Source organism: Curtobacterium sp. NPDC092190, from assembly GCF_044755625.1.
In the GTDB taxonomy this organism is placed as follows: Bacteria; Actinomycetota; Actinomycetes; order Actinomycetales; family Microbacteriaceae; genus Curtobacterium.
Genome location: NZ_JBIVRJ010000011.1, coordinates 1 through 1,663, shown reverse-complemented (window position 1 = coordinate 1,663; position 1,663 = coordinate 1). Strand labels below are relative to the sequence as shown.

At 55.7% G+C, this 1,663-nt stretch carries 1 rRNA gene; it reads right to left on the bottom strand.

Annotated elements, in window-relative coordinates:
* Positions 1–26 precede the first annotated feature (26 nt).
* Positions 27–1,548: ribosomal RNA gene (locus ACIQFY_RS16030) — 16S ribosomal RNA — on the bottom strand.
* Positions 1,549–1,663: the final 115 nt, after the last annotated feature.

Below are 1,663 nucleotides of genomic sequence, written 5' to 3'. Positions count from 1 at the left end.
GGCAGGGCCGGTCAGATGCTCCTTAGAAAGGAGGTGATCCAGCCGCACCTTCCGGTACGGCTACCTTGTTACGACTTAGTCCTAATCACCGATCCCACCTTCGACGGCTCCTTCCACAAGGGTTAGGCCACCGGCTTCGGGTGTTACCGACTTTCATGACTTGACGGGCGGTGTGTACAAGGCCCGGGAACGTATTCACCGCAGCGTTGCTGATCTGCGATTACTAGCGACTCCGACTTCATGAGGTCGAGTTGCAGACCTCAATCCGAACTGAGACCGGCTTTTTGGGATTCGCTCCACCTTACGGTATCGCAGCCCTTTGTACCGGCCATTGTAGCATGCGTGAAGCCCAAGACATAAGGGGCATGATGATTTGACGTCATCCCCACCTTCCTCCGAGTTGACCCCGGCAGTCTCCTATGAGTCCCCGCCATAACGCGCTGGCAACATAGAACGAGGGTTGCGCTCGTTGCGGGACTTAACCCAACATCTCACGACACGAGCTGACGACAACCATGCACCACCTGTACACCGACCACAAGGGGGCGACCATCTCTGGCCGTTTCCGGTGTATGTCAAGCCTTGGTAAGGTTCTTCGCGTTGCATCGAATTAATCCGCATGCTCCGCCGCTTGTGCGGGCCCCCGTCAATTCCTTTGAGTTTTAGCCTTGCGGCCGTACTCCCCAGGCGGGGCGCTTAATGCGTTAGCTACGACACAGAAACCGTGGAAAGGTCCCTACATCTAGCGCCCAACGTTTACGGCGTGGACTACCAGGGTATCTAATCCTGTTCGCTCCCCACGCTTTCGCTCCTCAGCGTCAGTTACGGCCCAGAGATCTGCCTTCGCCATCGGTGTTCCTCCTGATATCTGCGCATTCCACCGCTACACCAGGAATTCCAATCTCCCCTACCGCACTCTAGTCTGCCCGTACCCACTGCAAGCCCGAGGTTGAGCCTCGGGATTTCACAGCAGACGCGACAAACCGCCTACGAGCTCTTTACGCCCAATAATTCCGGACAACGCTTGCACCCTACGTATTACCGCGGCTGCTGGCACGTAGTTAGCCGGTGCTTTTTCTGCAGGTACCGTCACTTTCGCTTCTTCCCTACTAAAAGAGGTTTACAACCCGAAGGCCGTCATCCCTCACGCGGCGTTGCTGCATCAGGCTTTCGCCCATTGTGCAATATTCCCCACTGCTGCCTCCCGTAGGAGTCTGGGCCGTGTCTCAGTCCCAGTGTGGCCGGTCACCCTCTCAGGCCGGCTACCCGTCGTCGCCTTGGTGAGCCATTACCTCACCAACAAGCTGATAGGCCGCGAGTCCATCCCCAACCAAAAAATCTTTCCACCACCAGACCATGCGGCCAGTGATCATATCCAGTATTAGACGTCGTTTCCAACGCTTATCCCAGAGTCAGGGGCAGGTTACTCACGTGTTACTCACCCGTTCGCCACTAATCACAGGAGCAAGCTCCTGATCATCGTTCGACTTGCATGTGTTAAGCACGCCGCCAGCGTTCGTCCTGAGCCAGGATCAAACTCTCCGTAAAAAATTACAGATCCGACACCCGAAAGCGCCGAACCGAGTTGATTCTGACTGTTGACTGTCTACTGACAATCTTCAATCCAAAAGGAATTGTCTCCGACGACCACAACCAAAGCTGC